The following is a 19,873-nucleotide window of genomic DNA, read 5'->3' as shown; positions in this document are numbered from 1 at the left end:
CAATAAAGGCTGTGGCTGCAATTTTGATAAAACGAAGTAATCTAAAGAAACGCATTTAGATTCCTCTATCCCTAACCGCAATGGAATTGGATTCGAGCGAGCGCAGTATTCGTATAAAGTGCTCCTTCTGCCAATTTCTTCGGAGCCTCTAATGAAATGTTTGCTGTGCACGAGATTATTAGTCCATCTATAAATGGCTAGTTTTTCAGTACAAAACCGTCCTGAGCACCCATAATTATCCTTATGGATTGTGTATTATTCAAATTCTTAGCTTCTATAGCAAGGCGATCTTTGCCCATCCGGAATAATCTCAATAGATCTCCCTCGATAAAAGAAAGGTCAATATCAATCGTCTTTTCTCGGTCCTCCCCATTTATACCAGCAATATACCAAGTTTTTCCACATCGTCGCGCCAGCACGACGTACTCTCCAGGATACCCAGCTATAAAACGAATATCATCCCATTGAGAAGGAAGGATTTTCAATAAATCCTGGACTTCTGCAGACACATGATTCATACCTTCAGGAGATTCAGCATAGTGTTGAATTCCCGACTGAAATAATACAGCGGTCGCTAGTTCAAAAGCAGAGCTCGTCCTACGTAACACTTGGCTAGGGATCTTATATAGGTTCATCGGCGTAAAATCCATTGGATCATATAGGTTACGGGTAAAGGGGAGCATCGTACTATGTTTTGCTTGCCTATCCGCTTCCTTTTGTTCAAATGTTACCATTTCAAAGCCTTTTACTGCTTCTACCGTTACCAAATTTGGGTATGTACGAGACCAAGATCTGGGTAATGTAGCCCCATGAAAGTTTACTAATATTTTATAGGTAGCAGCATCTTTCAAAATCTCGTGGTAATAGGCTATTACACTTCGGCCATCACCACCGAAAAAATCAATTTTCACACCTTTTATGCCCATTTTCTGTAGAAGAGCGAACTCCTTCTTACGAACATCGGATGTTAACATTTTATTTTTAGGGGAATATTCAACCGTATTCCAATCTCCTGCCGAATTATACCAAAGAATCAAACCTACATTTTTAGTTTTCGCGTACGCAGCCAGTTCTTTTATTTTATCATATCCTATTTTAGTATCCCAATTTACGTCGATCAGACAATACTCCCAGTTCATAGCGTGAGCAAAATCAATATATTTTTTTTGCTCATCGTAAATTATAAAATTATCCTTCGAATTAATCCAACTCCATGAAGATTTTCCGGTTCTCACAAATGAAGTATTTTTAATACGAGAAGGAGCTGCCAAATCAGATCCAATAGTGGATTCTACTATATCTGCTAGCGATCCTACTCCAATTATCCTCCAAGGGGAATAAAATTTCTTGTTTGATTTCGGATTGATCCTTTCTCCATACATAGTCTCCTTTTCGTCAGGGAAAGCGATAGAATATTCTCCTTTTGGAGATAAGTGAGACAGGCGTGTAGCACAGTAATTCCCTTCGAGTCCCGTTTCGGTAATGGATACCCAAGTATCTTTATGCTGGAAAAGTGCTGGATATACCCAACCCGAGGCTGTAGCCTCAGTAGTTCCTACAGGAATTCCATATTCATAGTTTTCTTCGTATGAGGGATTGGTTTGCTCCCAGCCAGATTTAGCTACTGCAACTGGCTGCAGCCATGCTTTTGCATCATTATGAAAATGGTACGAGGTTATTTCACGTTCTACATAAGTTTCCTTTCTAATATCTGGAAAGAAGTACCTAAAAGCTAGTCCGTTGTCTGAAAGATGAAATGTAACATCTAATAATCTGCCTTTCTCATTGACTAAGCGAATTGTTTGGGTCTGCGCTCTATATACATTGTGAAAACGTTTCCCGTTGATATAGTCGTATGTATCTAACACATACTTAGGCTTGGAGGCTTTTATCAACCGAAGACCTTGCGACAAATCCGCGTCAGAGAGCACAACTCCGAGTTTCGAGGCCTTAATAACACTAGTTCCTGATCTATAAAGCTCATATACCATCTTACCATTCGTAATTTCATACCTGAGTTCTAATGACTTGTTGGGGCTCCAAAGTGAATTAGCTAAAGCGAAATGGCCCACTACCATCCATGTAATTAAAATGCTGAAACTTTTCATTTGTTTATTTGTATTGACTATTTATTAAATGTATTATGCATTTTTATTTATTCATAAAGAAATCACACGCACTATACCGAATTTGCATGACCGGTACACTGATTTCTTTCTTCCTTTAAACCCATAAACGTGCAAGCATCTATTTAATCGGAATCTTAATAACTGTAAAAGAATAGGGCAAGAAAGATTCCTTGATTATCGCTCCTGAATATTTAACGGCCGATTCCTGAGGTTTTATCTTTAAAGGATCAGCAATGCTGTTGTAGGCCGCCATATCGTTACTACTTAATGTTATTTTGGTAGCATTGCCATTTATTTGTTTGTTCGAGTCAAGCTGAAAAGTTCCATTTACGGTTTTATTATTGTGATTGACAAACTTGATGATGAGCTCTTTAGATACCTCATCATACACTGTTGATGCATACAGGCTATCTTGACCAACAACGTTATTATCATTCCATTTTATTGGTATAATAGCGGTTCCTTTATTTGTTGAATATAATTTTTGAACGTGATAGCTCGGTGTGCCATAAACATTCAGGTTATCGACCCAAATAAGATCCGGGGTCCACTGCCACCCATCCACATGTCCAAACAACGGGGCATAAGATGCCATTGTCACCACATCTCCGTTCCGTTCAAGTCCAGTTAAAAATGCTGCTTCTGAAAGTGCTGCGTCCCACGAATTTTTGTTGGGTCCATTTGGTCGGGTAGTATGTGAGGCATATTCACCTGCAAATATTTTAGATCCATTTCGGTCATAATCATCATAGCGCGCTGCACTTGACAAAAACCATGAAGGTGGGCGATAATAATGTTCGTCAATAACATCGATCTTCATCTCCCTTAGTTTTTTATCCAAATAATCAAACCGCTCTCCATCGGGACCAGTTCCCGAACTTGCAATAATAGCAATTTCAGGATGCTTAGCTTTTAAAACCACTTGGAAGGCAGCTAGTCGTTCAATATACTGTGGACCCCAATTTTCATTTCCGATCCCTAACATCTTAAGGTTAAATTTTTCGGGATGGCCCATTTCTGCCCTTAGTTTTCCCCATTTTGTATGTACATCTCCGTTCGCAAATTCAATTAAATCTAGTGCATCCTGGATATAGGTATCCAGCTCGTCTAGAGGCACCACTTCTCCCGTATTAAACTGACAAGCCATTCCGCAATTTAGGATTGGCAACGGTTCGGCACCGATATCCTCAGACATTAAAAAATATTCGTAAAATCCTAAACCAAAAGTTTGAAAGTAATCAGGTGTTAAACGATGATTGAATTCTGTATTCCACCTGTTAATAATCAGTTCTCTTTCCTCTATAGGTCCGACCGTTTTTTTCCATTGGAAGCGATTTGCAAGATCCCTGCCTTCTACAATACATCCCCCTGGAAATCGTAAAAATCCAGGTTTCATATCTGCTAAAATTTGAACCATATCTTTTCGTAATCCTTTCGATCTCCCCCTCCAGGTATCCTCTGGGAAGAGGGAAAGCATATCAACTTCCGCACTTCCTATTCCTTGTATCCAGATATTAAGTTTACCTTTTTTCGATTCGGCAGCAGATCTAAATCTAACGGATATATTTTTCCATGCAGCGGTTTCGGTCAGACTTATCTTGGAACTACCACATACCTTATCCGTGTCATCGAGTAATTCTACATGTAAAGTTAAGCCCGGTTTAGAACACTTAAATAAGAGGGAAAATTCATATTGTAATCCTTCTTTGATTCCCATGCCTCGAAATCCTTCATTTTGTAATCCCAACAAAAAGTCTGTAGGTTTATTAATTAACAAGGAGCGTGCATTACCTTTTCGTTTACCGTTATTTTGAATGACCAACGTTCCCTCGGGAACATTTTCCCCCAATGTTTTCCAACCCATTAAAGGATTACTAAATTCAAAAGAGCGATTTTTGACCAGTTCGGCGTATATACCTCCATCTGCCCCTAGATTAATATCTTCAAAGAAAATCCCCCACATATTTGAGGAAATCTCACCAGAAGGGTTATCCAGATCAATTTTAAAAGTTGGTATGTTTTGAGCAAAGGAAATGGAACTGCATATCGAGAGGATCGCGCCAATAGAAAGTAGCTTTTTCATATATAACTAATTAACATTTAACACAATAACAGAGAATGGCGGGATCTCGACTTCTATCTTTCCTTGGTTTAATTTTGCAGCGGTAAAACGCTTCGGAGAAATTTTCTCAGGCTCTTGAAACGAATTATAATCGCGCAATTTTTTCGCGGTCAGAATTCTTCCTTCAATCGCTTTCGGTTTAATTTGGCCCATATCTACACTTATCTTCTTAGTAGAAGTCGGATCAACGTTTACCAATGAAATATGTATTTGTCCACCCGTATTCTGCGATGCGGACACCGACACCGCAGGAATACGTTCGTCCTTAAACGTAAAATCTTCTGAAGTCAATTTTAATGGAATAAGTATTGCATCCTGATGTACCTTATACATTTCCATCACATGATACGTAGGTGTTAGTAACATCTTCTCCTCCTCGGTAAGAATTACCGCTTGCAATACATTGATAGTCTGAGCTAAGTTAGCCATCTTCACCCGACGCGCATTATTATTAAAAATATTCAATGTCATTCCAGCAATCATCGCATCACGCATTGTATTTTGTTGGTATAAAAAACCTGGATTAGTGCCAGCCTCCACTTCATACCATCCTCCCCATTCATCTACCACAAGGTCAATTTTTCCTTTCGGATCATATTTGTCCATAATGGCAGAGTGCTTTTCGACCAGTTCATTCATAAACCACGCTGATTTCATCGTTCTAAAATACTCTTCCTCGGTAAAATCGATCGAAGGTCCCTTTTTACTCCAATCTATCACTGCATAATGATGTAGCGCAACACCTTTCATCAGCCCACTTGGAATTTTCTTCATCAATGTCTCCGTCCAGTGGTAGTCATCTCCGCTCGCACCTGAGGCTATACGATACAGACCGCCACTATTGTCCCAATCTGCCATAAATGTCGAATATTTGCGATAGATATCCGAATAGTATTCCGCCGTCATATTCCCGCCACATCCCCAAGCCTCATTTCCTACTCCCCAATACTTCACGTTCCAAGGATCTTGACGACCGTTTAATTTTCTCAAATCTGACATAGGTCCTTTGCCCGAAAAATTGACGTATTGTACCCAATCAGCCAACTCTTGTACTTCACCACTACCGACATTGCCCGCTAAATAGGGTTCGGCACCTAGTAGCTCGCACATATCTAAAAAATCGTGTGTACCAAAGGAGTTATCTTCAGTCACTCCACCCCACCAATTATTTACAATAGTCGGTCGAGATCCCTTTGTTCCTATTCCATCCTTCCAATGATAGGTATCCGCAAAACAACCTCCCGGCCACCTCAAATTGGGTATTTGTAACTTTTTCAAAGCCTGCACAATATCGTTTCTTATCCCTCTCGTATGCGGCACTGTGGTATTACTTTCGCCCACATAAAAGCCGTCATAAATACACCGCCCTAAATGCTCTGCAAAATGACCATAAATATGCTTACTGATAGTTATGTTTTGTTTGCCATCAAATTCTAATTGGACAATATTTTGCCCTACACAAAAAAAGCAGGTAAATAAAAGTATACTTCCTAAAAAAAATTGTTTTATCATCATATAACTGGTTATTATACCACTAAAATACAAATAATTGTTACAATAACAATTAAAAAATAAAAAAAGTTACTCTATAAACTGCCTTATCAAAAAGATCAAAACAGAGACAGTTGATTGCTTTCCAACTTTTTCAAATCTTCTTCATAGAAATTGGAAAGTGTAACACCGAGAAGTCGTACTTTTTTCCCATCCAAATCGAGATTATCAAATAATTTCTCGACTTGAGCATAGATATCGGAATAGGAGTTTATATAGTAAATGGACGTATAGCTACGGCTAATTTGTGTGAAATCTGAGAACTTCACTTTTAACGTAACCGTTCTTCCTATTTTTGCTTTGTTGTCTATTCTCCTTTCAACTTTTAGAACTAAATTCTGCAATTCTGCTTTGAGTATTATTAGGTCCGAAATATCGGTTTCAAATGTATCTTCAGCGCCGATAGATTTACTTATTCGATTAGGCTGAACCGGCCTGTTATCCTCACCTCTTACAATATGGAAGTAAAATTTACCAGACTTTCCAAAATATCGAACGAGCTCCTCTTCCGAATATTTTTTTAGATCTTTACCATAGTGGATCCCCTTTCCTTTCATTTTTTGAGCGGTAACTTTCCCGACTCCAAAAAATTTATCAATAGGCAATGCTTCCATAAATGGAATTATCTTGGACGGGCCTATGAATGTTAATCCATCAGGTTTATGATAATCCGAAGCAATTTTTGCAATAAATTTATTGATCGACACACCTGCTGAAGCAGTAAGACTTAACTCTTTACGAATAGCGTCTTTTATTTGCTTTGCGATTTCTAGTGCCGATCCAATTTTCAGCTTATCTTCTGTAACATCTAGATAAGCTTCGTCGAGAGACAATGGTTCGATTATATCCGTGTACCTCTTGAAAATAGCACGAATCCGAGTAGAAACATCCTTATAAATATCAAAACGAGGCGGCGTAAACAACAAATGTGGACACAGTTGAAGGGCTTGGCGAGAAGACATTGCAGATCGCACCCCATATTTACGTGCCTCATAGCTTGCAGCAGCTACCACTCCTCTTCCGTCTGGAGATCCCCCAACAGCTAAAGGACGGTCTCGGAAATTTGGAAAATCGCGTTGCTCTACCGATGCATAAAATGCATCCATATCGATATGTATAATTTTACGCAAAAGATTCTTAAGATATATTTTTTCGACAAGCTTCCATGTTACATTTATCGATTTTAGCACTACCGTTTTAGATAGGTAAATTTACGTAATAAATAATCGAGTTTATTCCCTTTAATGATAATTGATGCAATAATCTTATCTTTGCAACATACTAATATAATTTACGAGAAATGAGCAAAGTAAACGTTGGCATAATTCAAATGTCTTGTGTTAAAGATAAGCAACAAAACTTAGAAAAAACAATCAGTAAGGTGAGGGAAGTTGCTGCTAAAGGAGCTCAAATTATATGTCTTCAAGAATTATTTACTTCATTGTATTTTTGTGATGTAGAAGATTATGACAACTTTGACTTAGCGGAAACTATCCCCGGTCCATCAACAGATGCATTATCAGCTGTTGCAAAAGAACTTAATGTTGTTATAATTGCGTCTCTCTTTGAAAAACGCGCGCAAGGTCTATATCATAATACGACAGCTGTACTAGATGCGGATGGCAGCTATTTAGGAAAATATCGTAAAATGCATATACCAGATGATCCTGCATTTTATGAAAAATTCTATTTCACTCCTGGGGATTTAGGCTATAAAGTATTCGGTACTCAATTCGGAAAAATAGGCATCTTGATCTGTTGGGATCAATGGTATCCAGAAGCATCGCGTATTACAGCTTTGATGGGGGCCGAAATTTTATTCTATCCCACTGCAATTGGCTGGGCAACGGATCAAGACGAAGAAACAAACCAAGATCAGTATAACGCTTGGCAAACGATACAACGATCGCATGCAATAGCCAATGGCGTACCTGTCGTATCTGTGAATCGTGTTGGTTTTGAACAAGAAGGTGCAATGAAATTTTGGGGAGGAAGCTTCGCTACGAATGCCCAAGGTAAACTATTATATCTTGCTTCTCATGATAGCGAAGAAGTGGATGTGGTGAAGATCGACCTGCAACAATCGGATTATTTCCGTAAGCATTGGCCTTTTTTACGCGATAGACGCATCGAAACCTATTCACCAATAACAAAGCGATTCTTGGATGAAGATTAATATCTAAATGAAGATGATAATTCCCTACCCTGAAAAATGGAATACCTATGGATATAGCAATAACACATTAGAATTACTAAATACACGATAAAATTGAATAACTCACATACACCAAAAAAGGAGGGTTTTAGTTTTCCAGCTGAGTGGGAAAAACAGGATGCCATGTGGCTAAGTTGGCCGCACAAAGAAGAATCGTGGCCCGGAAAAATTGAATCGATTTTCAAGCCTTATTCTGAATTTATAAAAGCGGTAGCAGAAGCTCAAAAAGTACGAATTAATGTGAAAGACGAAGAGATGAAGTCTTTAGCATTGAAATACCTTATTGAAATATCCGCTAACTTAGAAAACATTGAATTCTTTTTTCATCCTACCAATGATGCTTGGTGTAGAGACCACGGTCCAGCTTTCTTGTTGAATAAACAAACCGGAGAAAAAGCAGTGGTAGATTGGGGTTATAATGCATGGGGAGACAAATATCCTCCATACGACTTAGATGATATTATTCCAACTCAGATCGCCAATCATTTCGGGCATAAACTCTTCACCCCTTCTATTGTTATGGAAGGTGGTTCTGTCGAATTTAATGGGAGCGGAACAATTTTGACGACCGCTGCCTGCCTGCTTAATAAAAATCGTAATCCACATTTGAACCAAGAACAAATCGAAGAATATCTAAAAGAATATTACGGGCAAAAACAAGTTTTGTGGCTCGGAGACGGTATTGTAGGAGATGATACAGATGGGCATATTGACGATATCACACGTTTTGTTAACGAAGATACCGTATTGACTGTTGTAGAAGAAAATCAAGAAGATGATAATTATGCCATTCTGCAGGACAATCTTAAAACGCTGAAAAATATGCGGCTATTAAACGGACGTCCGCTAAATATTATTGAACTTCCTATGCCCCACCCCGTCGCTTATGAGGAAACAAGACTTCCAGCATCATATGCAAACTTTTATATCGCTAATGAAGTGGTCGTAGTTCCCACTTTTGAGGACAAAAATGATCAAAACGCATTAAGTATCATTCAAAGTTGTTTTCCAGATAGAAAGGTTGTCGGAATCAATTCAATAGATATTATATGGGGATTAGGGAGTTTCCATTGTTTAAGTCAACAAGAACCCTCCATCTAAACCTAAGAATATACCATGAGATTATTTAAAAATGTATCAATAGCCTTAATTTCTATATTAAGCGTATGCAATTTTGCCAAAGCCCAGGAACGCGATGATCGTGCCACTATTTTAAATTTTAAAGGTATTCAATACACTTCTAAAGACTCGCTATTCTATACGAATTTTAGATTCCGCATGCAAAACCGTGCAGGTTTTGCAAATACGTTAGACGGCGAAGACAATGGAAAATTTGATGCGCGCATACGCCGTCTGAGGATGCGAATGGATGGCTATATTTATACACCTAAGATCTCGTATTCAGTACAACTTGCCTTCACAAGAGGCGATCAGGATTTTGATGATACCGGTATTCCCAACATTGTACGTGACGCCGTATTATTCTACAATTTCTCGGATGATTTCTACATATCTTTTGGCCAAAATAAACTACCTGGAAATCGCCAACGTGTTAATTCGTCCGGACAGTTACAATTTGCTGATCGATCTCTTGTAAACACCAATTTTACCGTAGACCGCGATTTTGGTTTGAGTTTAAATTTAAGCAAGAAAATAGGCAACATGCCGTTTAATGCAAAGGCGGCCATTTCGACTGGAGAAGGAAGACCCGTAAATTCTACGGATAAAGGCTTGGCATATACCGGTAGGATAGAATTTTTGCCGTTTGGAAAATTCACGAATGACGGAGATTATTCTGAAGGAGACATAGAACGCGAGGAAACACCTAAACTATCAATCGGAACGGGGTATAGCTACAACGACAATACGGTGCGTGAGGGCGGACAGACGGGTCGATTCGTTAAAAATCCTTTTACATTAAAAACAGCATTTGCTGATGCTATTTTCAAATACCAAGGTTTCGCCTATCAAGCCGAATATATGCAACGCGATGTCGATAATCCGCTTAACGTAATTGACGATGATGGAGCGGAGGAAACCTATGCATATAAAGGCTGGGGGCTCAACCAACAGAGCTCATATTTATTAAATCATGGCTATGAAATCGCAGGACGCTACACATATGTACAACCTCATACAGACATCGCCAACTTTGAAGATCAAATCGAGGTACTTGAAATTGGTCTAACGAAGTATATGAAGGCCCATAGGCTCAAATTCCAATTGAATGCAAACTATACTGTAAAAGACGGCGTATACAGTAACACCAATAACAAAAATGCGTGGGGAGCCCTGTTCCAAGTAGAACTCGGAATCTAAAAATAGGGCCTAAAAAAATCAGGTCCTATTTTTTAGTTAAATCTTCAACGATAGTTTTTAATTTGCATTGAAAACAAGTCGTTAACATTATTTTCTCATTATTTATGGAATTCCGTTCTTTGCTGCATCATGTAGCAAAGTTTTCCTAATTTCAACGTTATTCGCAATGTACACGAGTCTGAATGGAAAAATATTCGAAGGAAGAAAGAAGTGACTAAGGTTGAGCAATGAATTCATTTTATGATATTGAATTCTTATATTCATAAATAATTTACGCTAATGAAATACTATATAATAGCAGGCGAAACATCTGGCGATCTACATGGCTCCAATCTTATAAAAGCACTGCAGACGGAAGATCCTTCAGCAGAATTTAAAATTGTCGGAGGAGACTTGATGGAGGCCATCACGGGACAAAAAGCACTAATACACACGTCCGAAATGGCGTTTATGGGGTTTATAGAAGTCCTTAAAAACTTAAAGACCATATCCCAAAACCTTAATACAGTAAAACGAGATTTATTGAAATACAACCCAGACACGGTTATACTCATTGATTTTCCCGGATTTAATTTAAAAATCGCCTCTTTTGCAAAAAAGAATAATATCACAGTCTCCTATTATATTTCACCAAAAATATGGGCTTGGAATCAGGCCCGCATACACCAAATCAAAAAGGTTGTAGACCACATGTTCTGTATACTTCCTTTTGAAGTTGATTTTTATAAACGCTTTGGGGTAAAAGTTGATTATGTCGGAAATCCACTTTTAGACGCCATCTCCAGCTATTCTTTTAATCCAACCTTCATTGCGGACAACGGTCTAGGATCGGAACCGATTATAGCACTGTTGCCAGGTAGTCGCAAGATGGAAATCGATCAAATCTTGCCCAATATGGTAGAACTCTATTACGCATTCCCAGGGCATCAGTTAGTGATTGCCGGAGCACCTAATTTCGATGAGTCTTACTATAGAAAATACACTAATGACTTGCCAATTCCTATCGTTTTTAACCAAACCTACGACTTATTAAAGCACGCGCAAGCAGCGGTCGTCACGAGTGGCACAGCGACATTGGAAACAGGGATATTAAAAGTTCCGCAAGTGGTCGTTTACAAAGCCAATCCCATTACCATTATGATCGCGCGCAAGTTGATCAAAGTACGCTTTATTTCTTTAGTGAATCTGATCAACAATTTTTTATCTATAAGAGAACTTATACAACAAGACTGTAATCCGGAGGACATACGAGATGAGCTTAAAGAATTGATTATGAATCCCGAACACCGCGCAAGCGTGTTAGAAAATTATGAGCTGCTGGCTGAAAAACTTGGCACCCCCGGAGCATCGGAGAAAACAGCTAAGCTAATTGTAACATATTTAAAGAATGATTAAACCTTTGGATTTAATCAAAGTTAAACTATTATAGATATGAAAACAAAAATAATATTAGGCGTATTTGTGGCTATACTTGGTGTTCTTAATGCTCAAGCGCAGGTGAATGAGCATCATTTTGATAAACTGGTGCTCAACAAAAAAGAAAAGAAAGTCTTTTCTGAACGGGATTCTTCGGCTGTTGTTTATATTGACACCTTAATTATGAAGGATAAGTCTTCTTTGCAATTCTTTGGTAAAAAAGATGTAAAACTTATCGTGAAGCATGCGGAAATAGGAAATAAAGCACTGATCAGCGGACAGGCTGGTCAAAATAATGCATCAGACTTCGACATAACGATAAATTTTCAAAAATTAGGTTCGCTATTCGTGGTAGCTCGTGGTATAGATGCATTCAATGGCACTAGAACATTCCCTAACGGCAATGCCGGAAATGTTAATATCACATATAATAGGGAGGGGATTTCTCCGCAGACGACAAATAAAAAAGGTAAATATTATTTATTCGTAGATGTTACTCCGGGTGGCCTCCGTCTCACACCAACCTCGGAGGTAGCAAATATTTATAGTCGAATTGCGACTTCAGCCCCTGGTTTAAGAGGTCTACCGCAAGGACAGATATACTCGGGATCACCAGGCTTAGAGGGAAAAGTGAAGATTACGAGCGATTAGAATCGTGCGCTGTTAAAAAACAGACTTATTATTTCACTAAAAACCCCCCGCCTATTAAATCACTGCCTTCGTAGAAAACGGCAGATTGACCGGGTGCAATTCCTTTTACATTATGCGGGAAGTCAACCCGCATGAGATTTCCTTCTTGGGTGATAATTGATTGTGCTCCCGCATCTTTATAACGAATTTTTGTGATCGCATTCATCGGTTCCTCCAAAGAAGCATATTTAATCAAATTAATATCCCTTACGAAAGCTTCTGCCTTCTCTAACTCATGTTCCTCACCTATCATTACCGAGTTGCTTTCTGGCAGAATTTCAATAACATACATGGGTTTACCAAACGCGACCCCTAATCCTTTACGTTGTCCGATCGTGAAATAAGGATAACCTATGTGCTGTCCTACCACAGTGCCATCAGAAAGAATAAAATTACCTGGACCTATCTCTTGATCCAAAGTGGGCCTCTTGTATCTCAAAAACGCCCTATAATCATTCTCAGGCACAAAACAAATCTCATAGCTCTCCGATTTATTCGCGAGTTCTTGTTGTCCCATCTCCAATGCCATCTGGCGAATTTCCTTTTTCGTAAAGTTTCCTAGTGGAAACTGCGTCCGCGCTAAGTTTTCCTGAGAAACTCCCCACAATACATAGGATTGATCCTTATTCTCGTCACGACCTTGGGAAATTACATAACGTCCATTATCATGCATACGAATATTTGCATAATGCCCAGTAGCAATAAACTCACAATCCAACTTGTCGGCTCGTTTCATTAAAGCAGACCATTTGATATGTGTGTTGCACAATACACAGGGATTTGGTGTACGTCCGGCTATATACTCATCCACGAAATTATCGATTACAAAATCACCAAACTCATCTCTAATATCTAAAATATAATGTGGAAATCCATAACCTACGGCTAAAGCTCTCGCATCGTTAATGCTATCTAGGCTACAACACCCTGTTTCCTTTGAAGAACCACCCGAATTCGCATAATCCCAGGTTTTCATGGTAATTCCGATGACTTCATATCCCTGCTCATGTAACATAACTGCCGCCACCGAACTATCCACTCCCCCGCTCATTGCAACCAATACTCTACCCTTTTTACTCATAACATTTCAATAAAGTGCAAAGATACCCTAAATTCGTCGATTAGAGTGTTTATTTGATGTAATTTTATCTCGATAAGAATCAAGGGATTGGGCTTCCTTCCGAAAATATTTAACTTAAAAGTTTCAGAATTAAAAAAAAGAAATTACATTTGCAACGCAACAAAGATAAAAAGTAAAGCTAACGGTGCCATAGCTCAGTTGGTAGAGCAAAGGACTGAAAATCCTTGTGTCGCTGGTTCGAATCCAGCTGGCACCACCAAAAAATCTGAAAGTAACAGATTCAAATCAAAAACTTGAGGTGCCATAGCTCAGTTGGTAGAGCAAAGGACTGAAAATCCTTGTGTCGCTGGTTCGAATCCAGCTGGCACCACGAATAGGATTTGTTCAACTGGACAAGTCCTTCTTTTATTATCCTAAGTATCCCAGGAGATAATAAATGATGACAAATATAATAATGCTTCCAAAGCAACCAAGACCCATTTTCTTCGCACCCCACCCCGCAATTAACACCTTAAAAAAATTATTCATGCTTTCCTCTTTTTAAATAATTTATTGTTATATACATATAAATACATAACAGCTAGTCATCAAGAAGGTTTAGAGCGTAGAAATTTTTGCGATATCTCGAACAGCAATCTTTCCGTTAAAATAGTCTCTGAGCATAGCACCATCGCCGTGTACGGTCCATACTTCTTTAGGATCTGATTCCTCAATATATAGAAGCAAATCTTTCCAATCTACATGATCTGAGATGTACAGCGATAAATCATTATTGTGCTGTAAACGCTTCCAGCCAGAGGCAAAGACCCTTATAACATTCTTTGCACGGAGATAACTATTAAATGTTAAGGGGGGCACTAAATACACCTTGTTTACACCATCCTTCATCACCTTACGATTATAAATTTCATACTTTAAAGGAACAAAACCAAAGGTGTTATAAATATGGTGTATCGGCGCTATATTGTGGTGTACATATATAGCCTTTTCAGGACAAACCATATTCAAAAGGTAAGTTAATCGCTGCGCTTTGCCAAGCGAATAACATCCTAGCATTACGTTATGATTTGTTGTGGCTATTTTTGAAATCTCTTCTATTTGATCCGGATGTGATATTGCTGGGTTGGCAAAAGTGGTTTCTGTTATCAATACATCGGCTTTTACAAATACAAGAGGTTCACATGTAGCATCGTCTTGCAATTTATAATCTCCTGTGTAAAGATATCTTGTATCATTGTACTCCATGAGTATCTGTGCGGAACCCAAAATATGGCCCGCAGGAAAAAAAGTAATCTTCACGCCAGCCAGAAAGAAAGACGCACTATAATCTATCACCTTGTAGGAGTTTAAATCCTGTTTCGCAAAACGATGTTGCATAAAGACTATAGTCGCGTTAGTCCCTAGGATATGAAGGTGTCCAGGTCGAGCATGATCTCCATGAGCATGAGATATTAATGCTGTATCTACAGGCATTAAGGGGTCAATGTAAAAATCACCATATCTACAATAGTAACCTTTTGTGGTTTCTACCAAAAAATCAGCCAATATATTAGCCATTATTTTTTCAAAAATATATGGTGAATATCCAACACCTGTGATAATAATGGTACAATTTCATCATTAATAATGATAAAATCCGCGTATTTTTCTTTCTCTTCTTCGGACATCTGTTTACTCATCCTATCCAGTACCTCTTCTTCCGAAATTTCATCTCTCTTCATAACTCTTTTTATTCGTAGATCCAATGGCGCAGCGATTAATATCGTATAATCTAGCGATTTATAAGAACCACTTTCGTAAAGCAACGCGGCTTCCTTAAGGCTATACGCACCTCTTTGCTTATCTGCCCAATCCTTCGAATTTTGGATGACAACAGGATGAACAATACTATTCAATATTTGAAGTTTTTCTGGGTCTTTAAATACCTTATCAGCGAGCCATTTTCGATTCAACGCACCATCTCTATTATAACTTTTGGCCCCAAACGCATTGATCAGACCCCGACGCACAATATCACTTTTAGACATGATATTTTTTGCTTCCTTATCTGCATCATAAAATGGAATACCCATACTTTTAAAAATTTTGCTAACAAAACTTTTTCCAGTACCTATTCCTCCTGTTATTCCTATTCTTAGCATGTTATTACTTTCTGACGAAGAAATCTACATTTTGGGGTTCAATCTTAATAATTTTACAGAAATCAGGAATTTGTGTTAAAATTACAGGCAGGCTAGTCACGCCGTGTTCCCCCCAACTATCCAAATCGACAACTGCTTCGAAGTCACGTGCAGACCACTTATTATAATCTTTTAAAGACACTAATGCAGTGAGGGTTACTTTACTAGGAACAGTTCGTACAGACGTGAATTTCTTTGCATTTTCGATCTTTAAAGGTACTTCGATCACCTTCTCCGTGAGTTCTCCTACCGGAATCACAATCTCCGCTATAGTGGGATAGATAGTGATATTCGCACGCTGGTTTCGATTGATATTAGCTACCGTGCGCACATCAGTTTGTATCTGTACTCCACGAACAGTATCCGTCTCCAGAAACTCAATATTTGCGACGTCCTCCAAAGGGCCTGTAATGGTAACATATGCAGGATTTACTTTGGTTTCACCGGCGATACCATATTGATTGCGGAAGGAGATATTATAAGGCACTTTTACAGGTACTTTTCGCTGTGTTTGCTTCGAAAAATCAAAATAGAGCGTATCTGGGGCAACATGAGTTACCTGTTTATTTACTGGAAATTGCCGATTGATAAATCCCAATTGATTGCTAAACACAATAAAGTTTCGACTCTTCAGATTACTTAAATCCACTTGAATATTGGTGCTGTCGGGATTAAACTTGCTAATTAACAAATCCCACCCACTCATTTTAACACGCACCCTCACGGTGTCTGATTGCAGCGGATGAAAAGCTCTCTTTTCCGGAATATTAATATATTCTATTCCAGTCTTCAACGTAACCGTGTATTTATTAGAAATAGCAATTAAGGTCCAAGCAATAAACGAAATAATAATACAACGTACAAATATCGAAATCTTCCGACGCTGGTTCTTATTAAATCTTCTTTGCTTCATTACACAAAGTTAATAAATAGTCTGAGATCAATCTGAAAAAGTAGGAGTATAATAAAAACGAAGGATTATAGCCTGCTATAAAACAATAAAGCCATTCAGCATCCTGAACGGCCTTAAAATATTATGCTTTGAAAAGTATTACGCTTTTTTAGCAACTTCTCCATTGGCCACACGCGATGCATCCAAAGAGATTGCAGACTTGTCAAAACGCATCTTTACGCCCGAACCCACATCCACTAAAAACGTCGTATCACTTACTTCTACGATCCTCCCGTGGATACCTGCCGTAGTTACCACCTTGGAATTCACACCTAGTTCTTCAATATATTTTTTGTGATCCTTTTGCTTCTTCATTTGCGGTCTGATCATGAAGAAATAAAATACCACGACGATTAAAATCATTGGCAAGAAACTCATTATACTGCTCCCACCTGTTGCTGCTTGTAATAAAACTGTTGACATTATTTATTTTTTTATTATGAAAATACTTGTTTATTTCTCTACGGTTCCTTTAATTTGGACTGTAGTTACCTTATTTGTTGCATTAGAACTAACAGTAACTATCTTTTGCTGGCTACCTACTTGTCCTTGACTATTAAAACTAACTTTTATCTCACCTTCCTTACCAGGTAATATCGGATCTTTCGTATAATTCGGAGTCGTACATCCGCAGGAGGCGCTCACCGCCGCTAGGATTACCGGCTCGTCACCCGTATTTTTGAATTTAAAGACGTGGTTCACTACTTCGCCTTCTTTAACCGTACCAAAATCAAAAGCATCTGCTTCAAATTCGATCTTACCTTTGCCGGATAATACCTCTGTATTTTCCGCGGGTGTATTCATCTCCGTAGGATCTACCTTATTTGGTTCTTCTGTCTTTTGCTGATTATTACAAGCTGCAAAAAAAACGACCGTAGCCAGTCCTATACCCAATTGTCTAAGTTTCATCTGTATATTATTTACATTGTTACACATATAATTTCTTCTCCACCCTGTTTATCAACCACAAAGGCATTTATATTTAATCTTTTAATCCACGACCTACCTTACGAATACGGCCCTGTTTCGTCAAATCAGCTAAAATTTTATCAAGTATACCGTTTATAAATGTGTTACTTTTTAGCGTACTGAACGATTTCGACAACTCAATATACTCATTTATTGTTACTTTTACAGGAATACTCGGAAAATTTATGAGCTCACTGATAGCCATACGCATCAATAACGTGTCCATCAATGCGATACGATCAGCTTCCCAATTTTTTGTTTTATCCGAGATTAGTTGTTGATATTCTGGTGTATAACGGATAGTCGACTTCAGCAGCTCCTCAATAAATTCACTATCTTCATCCCAATTAGGTGTCAAATCTGCAAGTTTATTTTGCAAGGGATTTTCCGAACTGAAATTCTTGAATGTTTTAGCAACCATTGCTTGAAGAACTTCCTTGTCCACCGACCAATTGATAAATTTTTCATCAAAAACCTGCTCAATTTCAACCGTTTTCAGAATAATTTTTTTAAAGATATACTTAATGATATCCTTTTCTCCTCCAATGCTGCGGTCATCACCTGATAGATATTCTAAATAAGCTTCTGAATCTTTTAATTGTGCAAATATCGAACGTACAATCTCCGGATCAAACTCCCAAGATACTTTATATTTTTTGACCAGCTCTAGGTATTCCCTATTCTGACGAAGTGATTCAATAAAAGTATTTGTGTTTAATTTGGTCGTAAGGATTCTATCTTTTTCTGTTGGTAAAAATTTTGCAGCGCGACTTTCTGCATCTAATAACACATATTCAGCTACTTCATCCAATAGATTTAGTGTCCAGATGTACATCTCATTTACCTCTTCTACACTTTTAAAAAGTGCCTTTTGGAAATCTTTAACTTGTTTATCTTCTGACAAGCTATACGCATAAAGCGTCTGCATTACTTTCACCCTAAGGTGTCTTCTATTAAGCATATTTATTTAAAGAACGATTTTTTAATAAAGAACGATTTTGTATTTATTATCTTTTTAGCTTACCAATATCCTTGATCCGCTTTTCCGCGATTTGTTGAGCTGCCTCAAACGTGGTAATTCCTTCGTCACGAGACTTTTGTATTACGTGCCTTGTAGCACTATAAATGTTTCTAATCAAGGATTCTGTGCGGTCTACGCCGTATCCTTCCAATTCGGAAAAACAACTGATCAATGCACCTGAATTTATCAAGAAATCCGGTGTATATAAAATATTATGGTCTTTTAATGCTTGAATAGTTGCTTCCTCATCTTTTAATTGATTGTTTGCCGAACCTGCAATAATTTTACAACGCATCTTTGGAATTGTCTCCGTGTTGACGGTTCCTCCCAGCGCACATGGAGCATATACGTCTACATCCAACTCGTAGCTTGTTGAATATTGAATAGGCTCCGCTTTATACTTAGCGGCAATTTTCATTTTACGCTCTTCGGTCATGTCCGATACATACACGCGCGCATTTTCTGCACGCAACATTGCTACTAGTTGTTCGCCTACACTTCCTACACCTTGCACAGCAACTTTGCGACCTGCTAATGAGTCATCACCGTAAAGTTCTTTGATAGCGGCTTTAATTCCATAAAAAACACCTTTGGCAGCGAAAACTGTAGTATCTCCTCCCCCATTAAGAGCAGTAGGCAGCCCTGCCACGTAATTGGTCTCCGCATGAATATATTCTAAATCCTTTTGAGAAGTACCCACGTCAATAGAAGCAATAAAGTTCCCGTTTAAACCTTCAATAAAGTTCCCAAAACGACGCATTAATACTTCCGTTTTATCTGTTCTATTATTGCCGATAATTATAGCGCAGCCCCCTCCTAAGTTCAATCCAGCTAGAGAAGCTTTGTATGTAATCGCCTGTGACAAACGCAACGCATCTTCAATAGCTTCCTCTTCCGACGCGTAGGGTAACATCCGTACTCCACCGATAGCAGGGCCCAACGTTGTGTCGTGAATAGCTACAATTGCTTTCAATCCAATCTCCGGATCATTGCAGAAGAACAGATTTTGGTGTCCTAAAGGACGCATTAAATCAAAAATAGAAATATTTTGCATGTCTAATAACACAAATTAAGGTGGCCTTATGACCTTGCAAAAATACAAATAAAATCCGTCTCCATTGTAATTATTCCAACATAAAATCTACAAATTTACGAAGTGCACCGCCCCAAATCTACTAAAAAGGAGTGTCTGTTCTATAAAATAACTCAACGCTCATAATCATAACCA

The 19,873-nt window shown here is 38.3% G+C and carries 17 protein-coding genes and 2 tRNA genes; 7 read left to right on the top strand and 12 right to left on the bottom strand.

Features of this window, described 5'->3' with window-relative positions; translation table 11 throughout:
• Positions 1-197: 197 nt before the first annotated feature.
• The 4 genes from FAZ19_RS08105 to dinB all read right to left on the bottom strand — a co-directional run bounded on the left by FAZ19_RS08105 (position 198) and on the right by dinB (position 6,908).
• A complete protein-coding gene (locus tag FAZ19_RS08105; RefSeq protein ID WP_136820206.1) occupies positions 198-2,108 on the bottom strand; it encodes a glycoside hydrolase family 97 protein in 1,911 nt (636 codons plus the stop codon).
• A gap of 139 nt (positions 2,109-2,247) precedes the next feature.
• On the bottom strand, positions 2,248-4,212 hold the full coding sequence (locus FAZ19_RS08100; RefSeq protein ID WP_136820205.1) for an alpha-L-arabinofuranosidase C-terminal domain-containing protein: 1,965 nt from the start codon (positions 4,210-4,212) through the stop codon (positions 2,248-2,250).
• A gap of 6 nt (positions 4,213-4,218) precedes the next feature.
• Positions 4,219-5,766: an alpha-N-arabinofuranosidase gene (locus tag FAZ19_RS08095; RefSeq protein ID WP_229707383.1), complete on the bottom strand. Its 1,548-nt coding sequence runs from the start codon at positions 5,764-5,766 to the stop codon at positions 4,219-4,221.
• Between the two features lie 95 nt (positions 5,767-5,861).
• A complete protein-coding gene (dinB, locus tag FAZ19_RS08090; RefSeq protein ID WP_136820204.1) occupies positions 5,862-6,908 on the bottom strand; it encodes a DNA polymerase IV in 1,047 nt (348 codons plus the stop codon).
• A 194-nt stretch (positions 6,909-7,102) separates the two neighbouring features.
• Here dinB and FAZ19_RS08085 point away from each other — a divergent pair, with 194 nt between their 5' ends.
• The 5 genes from FAZ19_RS08085 to FAZ19_RS08065 all read left to right on the top strand — a co-directional run bounded on the left by FAZ19_RS08085 (position 7,103) and on the right by FAZ19_RS08065 (position 12,403).
• Positions 7,103-7,978, top strand: coding sequence for a carbon-nitrogen hydrolase (locus FAZ19_RS08085; protein ID WP_136820203.1), 876 nt, complete (start codon positions 7,103-7,105; stop codon positions 7,976-7,978).
• Positions 7,979-8,071: 93 nt separating this feature from the next.
• Positions 8,072-9,118 carry an agmatine deiminase family protein gene (locus FAZ19_RS08080; protein WP_229707384.1) on the top strand — a complete coding sequence of 349 codons (1,047 nt, stop codon included), beginning with the start codon at positions 8,072-8,074 and terminating at the stop codon, positions 9,116-9,118.
• Between the two features lie 15 nt (positions 9,119-9,133).
• The gene (locus FAZ19_RS08075; RefSeq protein WP_136820201.1) at positions 9,134-10,336 is read left to right on the top strand and encodes a porin; all 1,203 of its coding nucleotides are present in this window, start codon (positions 9,134-9,136) and stop codon (positions 10,334-10,336) included.
• 279 nt (positions 10,337-10,615) lie between these two features.
• The gene (gene lpxB, locus FAZ19_RS08070; protein WP_136820200.1) at positions 10,616-11,731 is read left to right on the top strand and encodes a lipid-A-disaccharide synthase; all 1,116 of its coding nucleotides are present in this window, start codon (positions 10,616-10,618) and stop codon (positions 11,729-11,731) included.
• A 36-nt stretch (positions 11,732-11,767) separates the two neighbouring features.
• Complete coding sequence (locus tag FAZ19_RS08065; RefSeq protein WP_136820199.1) at positions 11,768-12,403, top strand: hypothetical protein; 636 nt, start codon at positions 11,768-11,770, stop codon at positions 12,401-12,403.
• A gap of 28 nt (positions 12,404-12,431) precedes the next feature.
• Here FAZ19_RS08065 and mnmA read toward each other — a convergent pair whose 3' ends face one another.
• A complete protein-coding gene (gene mnmA, locus FAZ19_RS08060) occupies positions 12,432-13,523 on the bottom strand; it encodes a tRNA 2-thiouridine(34) synthase MnmA (protein WP_136820198.1) in 1,092 nt (363 codons plus the stop codon).
• Between the two features lie 183 nt (positions 13,524-13,706).
• Between mnmA and FAZ19_RS08055 the strand changes: the two genes are divergently transcribed.
• Both FAZ19_RS08055 and FAZ19_RS08050 read left to right on the top strand, forming a co-directional pair.
• Positions 13,707-13,782 (top strand) — tRNA-Phe (locus FAZ19_RS08055).
• Between the two features lie 38 nt (positions 13,783-13,820).
• Positions 13,821-13,893 (top strand) — tRNA-Phe (locus tag FAZ19_RS08050).
• A 227-nt stretch (positions 13,894-14,120) separates the two neighbouring features.
• On the opposite strand, the gene FAZ19_RS08045 is transcribed toward FAZ19_RS08050, so the two are convergent.
• From FAZ19_RS08045 to FAZ19_RS08015, 7 genes are all read right to left on the bottom strand, one after another.
• On the bottom strand, positions 14,121-15,080 hold the full coding sequence (locus FAZ19_RS08045) for an MBL fold metallo-hydrolase (protein ID WP_136820197.1): 960 nt from the start codon (positions 15,078-15,080) through the stop codon (positions 14,121-14,123).
• Positions 15,080-15,664 carry a dephospho-CoA kinase gene (gene coaE, locus FAZ19_RS08040; RefSeq protein ID WP_136820196.1) on the bottom strand — a complete coding sequence of 195 codons (585 nt, stop codon included), beginning with the start codon at positions 15,662-15,664 and terminating at the stop codon, positions 15,080-15,082. The genes FAZ19_RS08045 and coaE overlap by 1 nt, the downstream gene beginning before the upstream one ends.
• Positions 15,665-15,668: 4 nt before the next feature.
• The gene (locus FAZ19_RS08035; protein WP_136820195.1) at positions 15,669-16,616 is read right to left on the bottom strand and encodes a hypothetical protein; all 948 of its coding nucleotides are present in this window, start codon (positions 16,614-16,616) and stop codon (positions 15,669-15,671) included.
• Between the two features lie 138 nt (positions 16,617-16,754).
• Complete coding sequence (gene yajC / locus FAZ19_RS08030; RefSeq protein ID WP_373287730.1) at positions 16,755-17,081, bottom strand: preprotein translocase subunit YajC; 327 nt, start codon at positions 17,079-17,081, stop codon at positions 16,755-16,757.
• Positions 17,082-17,108: 27 nt separating this feature from the next.
• Complete coding sequence (locus FAZ19_RS08025; RefSeq protein ID WP_136820193.1) at positions 17,109-17,564, bottom strand: DUF1573 domain-containing protein; 456 nt, start codon at positions 17,562-17,564, stop codon at positions 17,109-17,111.
• Between the two features lie 73 nt (positions 17,565-17,637).
• Positions 17,638-18,585 carry a transcription antitermination factor NusB gene (gene nusB, locus FAZ19_RS08020; RefSeq protein WP_169305607.1) on the bottom strand — a complete coding sequence of 316 codons (948 nt, stop codon included), beginning with the start codon at positions 18,583-18,585 and terminating at the stop codon, positions 17,638-17,640.
• A 46-nt stretch (positions 18,586-18,631) separates the two neighbouring features.
• A complete protein-coding gene (locus FAZ19_RS08015; RefSeq protein WP_136820192.1) occupies positions 18,632-19,699 on the bottom strand; it encodes a Leu/Phe/Val dehydrogenase in 1,068 nt (355 codons plus the stop codon).
• Positions 19,700-19,873: the final 174 nt, after the last annotated feature.

The sequence above is a fragment of the Sphingobacterium alkalisoli genome (assembly GCF_005049105.1).
Lineage (GTDB): Bacteria > Bacteroidota > Bacteroidia > Sphingobacteriales > Sphingobacteriaceae > Sphingobacterium > Sphingobacterium alkalisoli.
The sequence above is the reverse complement of the archived record's forward strand: the minus strand, read 5'-3'. Positions and strand labels throughout refer to the sequence as shown.

Bases quoted from the DNA above. Each gene is read 5' to 3' on its own strand.
- FAZ19_RS08105 (WP_136820206.1), bottom strand. From the start codon at position 2,108: ATGAAAAGTTTCAGCATTTTAATTACATGGATGGTAGTGGGCCATTTC.
- FAZ19_RS08075 (WP_136820201.1), top strand. From the start codon at position 9,134: ATGAGATTATTTAAAAATGTATCAATAGCCTTAATTTCTATATTAAGC.
- lpxB (WP_136820200.1), top strand. From the start codon at position 10,616: ATGAAATACTATATAATAGCAGGCGAAACATCTGGCGATCTACATGGC.
- FAZ19_RS08065 (WP_136820199.1), top strand. From the start codon at position 11,768: ATGAAAACAAAAATAATATTAGGCGTATTTGTGGCTATACTTGGTGTT.
- FAZ19_RS08085 (WP_136820203.1), top strand. From the start codon at position 7,103: ATGAGCAAAGTAAACGTTGGCATAATTCAAATGTCTTGTGTTAAAGAT.
- dinB (WP_136820204.1), bottom strand. From the start codon at position 6,908: ATGGATGCATTTTATGCATCGGTAGAGCAACGCGATTTTCCAAATTTC.
- FAZ19_RS08035 (WP_136820195.1), bottom strand. From the start codon at position 16,616: ATGAAGCAAAGAAGATTTAATAAGAACCAGCGTCGGAAGATTTCGATA.
- FAZ19_RS08095 (WP_229707383.1), bottom strand. From the start codon at position 5,766: ATGATGATAAAACAATTTTTTTTAGGAAGTATACTTTTATTTACCTGC.
- coaE (WP_136820196.1), bottom strand. From the start codon at position 15,664: ATGCTAAGAATAGGAATAACAGGAGGAATAGGTACTGGAAAAAGTTTT.
- FAZ19_RS08025 (WP_136820193.1), bottom strand. From the start codon at position 17,564: ATGAAACTTAGACAATTGGGTATAGGACTGGCTACGGTCGTTTTTTTT.
- nusB (WP_169305607.1), bottom strand. From the start codon at position 18,585: ATGCTTAATAGAAGACACCTTAGGGTGAAAGTAATGCAGACGCTTTAT.
- FAZ19_RS08100 (WP_136820205.1), bottom strand. From the start codon at position 4,212: ATGAAAAAGCTACTTTCTATTGGCGCGATCCTCTCGATATGCAGTTCC.
- FAZ19_RS08015 (WP_136820192.1), bottom strand. From the start codon at position 19,699: ATGCAAAATATTTCTATTTTTGATTTAATGCGTCCTTTAGGACACCAA.
- mnmA (WP_136820198.1), bottom strand. From the start codon at position 13,523: ATGAGTAAAAAGGGTAGAGTATTGGTTGCAATGAGCGGGGGAGTGGAT.
- FAZ19_RS08045 (WP_136820197.1), bottom strand. From the start codon at position 15,080: ATGGCTAATATATTGGCTGATTTTTTGGTAGAAACCACAAAAGGTTAC.